Here is a 6,413-nt window from a genome sequence, read left to right as displayed (position 1 = left end):
CGCCATCAGCCCAGAACCCACCGTCCGCAACAGCCTGATGAATAAGACGGGCTAGGGATGGCTGGCACGGAGAGCTGCCGCCTGACCAAGGCGTGATTCATGTAGTGGAGGGCATTAAGCGGCGACTTTTGCCTTACAGGCTTCGAGTAAGTGCATTGCCGCAGTCGATGACAAGGGTTTGCTGAACAGGAAGCCCTGAACTTCAGTGCAGCCTACTTGGGACACGAGCGCAAGCTGGTCTTCCGTCTCGACGCCCTCAGCCGTGATTGCCGTCCCCAGGCGCTCACCGATGGTCACGACTGCTCTGACGATGGCTGCTGTATCCGGATCAGCGATGTCGCGGATGAAGGCGCGGTCGATCTTGATCTTGTCGAACGGAAAGCGTCGCAGATAGCTCAGAGAGGAATATCCCGTACCGAAGTCGTCGAGGGCGATGCGCACGCCCATGGCTCGCAACCGGTGCAAGCACGCAATTACGGCCTCGCCATCCTGAACCAGGATACTTTCAGTGATTTCCAGTTCGAGCCGCCACGCATCGAGCCCCGAGCCTGCCAGAGCACAAATGACGCTCTGTTCCAGGCCCGGTCGCTGGAACTGTACGGCCGAGACGTTGACGGCAACCCTCACGTCTTTGGGCCAGCTAGCCGCCTCACGGCAGGCTTGCCGCAGCACCCATGCCCCAAGCGGGACAACGAGGCCAGTGTCCTCGGCGATCGGGATGAATTCGATCGGGGAGACCAGCCCGCGGGTTTCGTGAGGCCAGCGCAGAAGAGCCTCGAAACTAGTCACTCGCCCTGTATTAAGATCAATTACAGGCTGATAATTGAGGACAAAGCCGCCATGCTGTATGGCCTGGCGCATATCGAACTCAAGTCGGCTACGACTCTCGATGGCCGCATCCATGCCGTCGGTGTAGAATCGGAAAGTGTTTCGATCGGCGGCCTTGGCTTGGTACAGGGCAAGATCAGCGCGACAATGAAGGACATCCGCGTCAGTTCCATGGTCAGGCACGAGTGCGATGCCGATGCTAACGCTGATCGTTGTTGTCTGCCCGCCGAGATCGATTGGTTGATCGATCGCGTCGATGATGTGTTGAGCGATGGTGCCTGCGTCATGCGTTTCGTCGAGGTCGTTCAGGATGATCGCGAACTCGTCACCCCCAAGGCGCGCGATCGTATCAGTGTCACGTGCCATCATCCGGAGACGCTGACCGACTTCACGTAAGAGCTTGTCGCCGGCCAGATGCCCGAGAGTATCGTTGACGGCCTTGAAACGATCGAGGTCGAGATAGAGAACAGCCGCGCGACCGCCGTCGCGTTGAAGCTCAATTAACCGACGTTCCAAGGTCGCGTAGAAGACGGCGCGATTAGGTAAACCTGTCAAGATATCGTGACTTGCCAGATGGGCGATGCGCTGCTCAGTGCCTTTGCGCGCGGTAATGTCGATCTCCAGGCCCACGCAACGGATTGGTTCGCCGCTCTCGTCGAATACGAAGCGGCCGATCGACTGTATCCAGCGCGGGGCGCCTTCAGCATCGCGTTGAACGATCCGGAACTCGCTGGTGAACGTCGAGCGATGCTGAAGCGCATGTTCTCCAATCAACCAAACTATGGCTTGATCATCCAAAACGATTTGAGCCTTCCACTCCTCCACGGAAATCTCGACCTCAGCCTGATCTGGAGCATAGGGCAGGTTGTGCATGCGTGCGCTCATCGGTGAGAGTCGCACGACGTCGCTGCGTAAATCCCACTCCCAGACGCCGGCCTCAGCCGCTTCCTGGGCCAAACGCAGCAGATCGGTGGTTTCCTCCAGCGCCTTCTGCGCCGATAGGATGTGGTCGATGTCGAGGGCCGTGCCTAGCCATTCCGTGATGATCCCCTCGTGGAGGATCGGGATCATGACGATCCTGTGCCAGCGATAAAGGCCATCATGACGCCGAAGACGGCCCTCGATCTCGAAGGTGTGCTCGCCCTCGACAGCCTCATGCCAAGCCTGTCGCATGCGCTCGATATCATCGGGATGGTTACGGCTGCTCGATCTCTTGTGCCGGCCTTGATTCTCGCCGTAATAGGCACGAAAACAAGTATTTCTATAGGTGGTAATACGGTCTTTAGCCGAGACGACCCAAACCATCTGGGGAAGAGCGTCGGCAAGGGAGTGGTAGCGAGCTTCGCTGTCGCGCAAAGCCGTACCCGTATTCAACAGGGCCGCTGACGCTCGATCCCTTGTATTCTTCGCCTCATGTGAGCGCAGCAGAGCCGTGACTACCTCCGCGAGAGCTTGGAGCTGGGCGACCTGCTCGCTGGAGAAGCTCCGAGGCTTGGTGTCGATGAGGCAGAGCGTACCAAGCCTGAGGCCGGGCTCGAAACTAAGCGGCACGCCCGCATAGAAGCGAATCCCTGATGGGCCGGTGACCAAGGGGTTCGTCTGGAACCGGGGATCGCGGGTCGCATCCTCGACTGCAAACACATCATCAGACAGGATGGTGTGGCTGCAGAAGGCCACATCGCGGGGAGTACCTTGAGCTTCGGTCCCGCACGATGCTTTGATCCATTGTCGGTCGCTAGTCACCAGCGTGACGAGACATACGGGAACAGAAAACAGTGCTGCTGCGGTGCTGCAGATCGCATCGAAGCAGGCCTCGCGGGGCGTGTCGACGATCCCTAGGTCACGAAGGGCTTTCAGCCGCTCAGGTTCGTTCACTGGAAGCGGCAGCATGTCGTTCCCTGATGCCCATTATTCTGCCGAGATCCGGTTTTGTAAAAGGATAGAGGCCATACCTTGAAGAATTTGCTCACCCTCGACCGACTGCAACGGATTGACGGCTGACATTTGTCATTGCGTCAGCACAGAAATCGGTCTTGTTGGATCGTCGTGTGCGGACCTGAACCTCAACTGTTTGCAGACGCGTTTACGCTGCCGCTCTGTGGGTTGCGGTGCAGGCAGCGCCCAATGCCGCGATGTTTCCGGGCTTGCCAAGAAGGTAGCCCTGGCCGCGATCTGCACCGAGGAGCTTGAGCGTGCTTAGCTCTTCAGTCGTCTCGATGCCTTCGGCCACGATGCGCGAGCCCATCTCGCGCGCGTAGAAGACCATCGCGCTGGCCAAAGCCCGTCGGGCCGGATCCGTGTCGATGGCTCGCGTCAGGCTCATGTCCATCTTGATGATGTCGGGGCCTAGCTGCACGATGTGCTGGAGACCCGAATACCCGGCACCGGCGTCATCGACGGCCACCTTCACACCAAGCTGCTTCAGGGGCGCAAGTTGGGCGTGCAGTTCGGCGTAGCTCGACACCGAGGCATGTTCGGTAATCTCGATGATCGTGCGGTCCGCGTATTGAGCAGGGATGAGGTCCGACAATCGTCCGCTGATCACGAGCTCCGGCGAGGCGTTGACGGATAGCGATATGGAACAAGGCAGCAGCGGGAAAACAGCCAGGGTGGTCCTCAGCACGGCCAGCTCCAGCTCGCATCCGAGACCAGCATCGGTTGCGTCCTTGAACCACTTGTCTGGCGAGCGGTAGGGAAGCGCCCTGAACCGGCACAAGGCCTCGCAGCTGATCACGGTCCGACTCTGCAGGTCGAAGATGGGTTGTAAGACGATGTCGTATTCCTCAGCCGCGATGACGGCTGTGATGCGGCCGTGGATCTGCTGAGCATCACGGCGCTGCTGAAGGCCGGCGTTGACTTGTCTTGCCGCAAGACCTGCGAACACCCGCATCGTGGCTAGGTCCCGTTCGTTCAGGGACGGGATCGGCCGTGGGCTCAGGCAACAGAACATCCCGAACGGGGTACCGTCGAGGAGCCGAATGGCGATGCTGATATGCGAGCCGATCGGCACCGCTGCGGTGATCGGCATCTCGCGTGCCAGTACCACCAGTGATGTATCAGCGATCAGCTCCGGCAAGCGGCCTGCGAGGATGTGGTTGCAATAGACGTCGTCGAGGGCGTGCGAGTCTCCGACCTTAATCAGGTGCTCAAGACCTGGAGCATCGACACGACGGAAGACCGTCCTGCCGCCGATGAACTCCGAGAAGTAGGCCACCTCCATGCCGAGATGGTTCCGGATGGCTACGAGCGCATCTTGGATCACGTCTCCGCCGGCACTTGCCCAGGCGCCGATAGGCTCTAAACCACCTTTTGACGGGCCCATGTACATGTCTCACTTGAAAGCGCGCTGATCGAGTAGTATATTGTTCTATTGTCATTATAATTTTTCGTTAATTTAATTTTTAATTCAGATATTCAGTTTTCTGTCTTATTCTTTGGTTAATTGATAAATAAATTACATAATAATTGAAAATAAATATCAAATGTTATTATTAATATAGTTATTTCTGATATCGCGAAGCACGAAAAAAATAGAGTTTCTAGAAAAAATAAACGATCAAAAAGTTTTTATAAGATCTGGGACGACCAAATTAATTTTCGATATGCCTCAGTATGGTAGTGGCATATTCATCGCCATATGAGGCGCGCGTATTTGTTGTAGACGTAAGCGATAACGCATAGGGCCCGCCACGATGGCGAGCCCTATGCACAGTCTTTGAGGTCGAGCGTTCGTTTAGGCAGCCCGCACTATGGCAAGGAAGCGTGTCACTTCGGCATTGAGATGTTCGGATTGCCGCGACAGCTCGGAGGCTGAGGCAAGAACCTGACGGGCCGCGGCACCGGTACCAGCCGCTGCATCAGCCACGCAGGTGATGTTCGAGGTCACTTGGTTCGTGCCTTTCGCGGCCTGGGCCACGTTGCGCACGATCTCCTGCGTTGCCGCACCCTGCTCCTCGACGGCGGCCGCAATGGTCGTCGTGACGACGCTCATCTCCTGGACCCGCGCGGTGATCCCGTTGATCGCGGTGACGGCCTGACCCGTCGCGGCTTGGATCTCGCCGATCTGACGCGAGATTTCTTCGGTGGCCCGCGCCGTCTGAGAGGCCAGCTCCTTCACCTCGGTGGCGACGACGGCAAAGCCGCGTCCTGCCTCGCCGGCTCTAGCCGCCTCGATCGTCGCATTTAGGGCCAACAGGTTCGTCTGGCTGGCGATGCCGGAGATCAGGCCGACGACTTCTCCGATCTTGGCGGCTCCATGGCTCAAAGCCTGAACCAACAAGGCCGTTTCGGTCGCCTGCGCCACGGCAGCGGTGGCGAGAGTGGCAGACCCATCTACTTGCCTACCGATCTCCGAGACGGAAGCGCCGAGCTCTTCGGCGGCTGAGGCGACCATCGTGACGTTGGTGGCTGCCTCTTCAGCGGCGGCTGCCACGTTTGTCGACTGGCTGCTGGTCTCAGAGGCTGTTCTGGTCATGGTCGTGGCCGTGACCTGCAGGGTCGACGTCGAGGTCGACAACGCAGTGACGATGCTGCCGACGGATGTCTCGAAGGTATTGGCCATCGCCTGCATTTCGATACTCCGCTCACGGGCCGCAAGCTGATTAGCTTCGTGTTTGGCCGCACCTTCCTCGGCCGCTTTCTCCTCGGCCTTGACCTTGATTGCCTCCACAGCCTTCCCCACCGCGCCGATCTCATCGCGACGGCGAGCCTCGGCAATGAAGGCGGTCAAGTCACCTTCGGCCATGCGCTGCAGAGCCCGCACGAGGGAGGCCAGCGGGCGCTTGATGTTGAACAGAAGATAGACTGCCGATCCTGCCAAGATCAGCAAAGTCATTCCACCGACAAACAAGCCCAGCGATGTTGCCGCCTCGATCTGCTGCATGACAGATGTCGTGGATTCGTTTGTAAAGTGGTTAGCGTTCTTGACAGCCTTCTCGATCGTCTCCTCGGCACCGGTCGAAATGTCAGCTGCGGACTTACGCATAGCACTCAAGGACGCTGCATTGACAGCCTCACCCCGCAGGTCCGCGCGACCGACTTTCGCAAAGGTTGCAACTGCGTCGGCGTATCGCGCGAGATTGACCTGGGTCTCCTTCAAGACGTCGGGCTTCTTGGCGAGCATGATTGGGCGATCAAGCCCCTTCAAGGCAGTCTGCGCCTCAGTCCGCAGGCGAGTGACCACCGCATCGGCTTCCGAGGCTGAGCGGGCGAGGTCGACGTCTTTGAAGCCCACTTCCATCCGCATGAGGGCGATCTGTGCGCCAGAAATCCCAGTGAGGATCGCCTGCTCGCTCATGACGACCTCCGTCGCTTGAGTGATTTGATCGTTACTGCGCCACTGATTGTACACCATTCCACATACCAGTGCTCCAGCAATCGCCGAAGAGGTCACTAACTTGGTGCCAATGCTCAGGCTAAGCGGCATGATCGTTATCCAATAGAAAAATATCGCTTGATATATATGAATTTTGTTAACGAAAAATACTCATGGAAATTGTGTAATACCGATCGAGTCTTAGAGTCTGTCCGGCTGACCATCTATCAGTTTCTATGTTTTCCAGAGCGGGGGCAGCGGGAGGAGACCC

Annotated in this window: 3 protein-coding genes; all 3 read right to left on the bottom strand. The window is 58.0% G+C overall.

Translation table 11 applies throughout. The features are described 5' to 3' along the window. Window positions 1–114: 114 nt before the first annotated feature. Window positions 115–2,718: an EAL domain-containing protein gene (locus G3T14_RS22660; protein WP_163644768.1), complete on the bottom strand. Its 2,604-nt coding sequence runs from the start codon at window positions 2,716–2,718 to the stop codon at window positions 115–117. Window positions 2,719–2,911: 193 nt separating this feature from the next. Then, complete coding sequence (locus G3T14_RS22655; RefSeq protein ID WP_163644767.1) at window positions 2,912–4,150, bottom strand: EAL domain-containing protein; 1,239 nt, start codon at window positions 4,148–4,150, stop codon at window positions 2,912–2,914. Window positions 4,151–4,561: 411 nt separating this feature from the next. Further along, a complete protein-coding gene (locus G3T14_RS22650; protein ID WP_163644766.1) occupies window positions 4,562–6,253 on the bottom strand; it encodes a HAMP domain-containing methyl-accepting chemotaxis protein in 1,692 nt (563 codons plus the stop codon). Between the last annotated feature and the right edge of the window lie 160 nt (window positions 6,254–6,413).

Origin of the sequence: Methylobacterium sp. BTF04 (assembly GCF_010692745.1) — a bacterium.
In the GTDB taxonomy this organism is placed as follows: domain Bacteria; phylum Pseudomonadota; class Alphaproteobacteria; order Rhizobiales; family Beijerinckiaceae; genus Methylobacterium.
The sequence above is the reverse complement of the archived record's forward strand: the minus strand, read 5'-3'. Positions and strand labels throughout refer to the sequence as shown.

What these genes read in the sequence shown, in the direction of transcription:
- G3T14_RS22660 (WP_163644768.1), bottom strand. Translation starts at nt 2,718, where the DNA reads ATGCTGCCGCTTCCAGTGAACGAACCTGAGCGGCTGAAAGCCCTTCGT.
- G3T14_RS22655 (WP_163644767.1), bottom strand. Translation starts at nt 4,150, where the DNA reads ATGGGCCCGTCAAAAGGTGGTTTAGAGCCTATCGGCGCCTGGGCAAGT.
- G3T14_RS22650 (WP_163644766.1), bottom strand. Translation starts at nt 6,253, where the DNA reads ATGCCGCTTAGCCTGAGCATTGGCACCAAGTTAGTGACCTCTTCGGCG.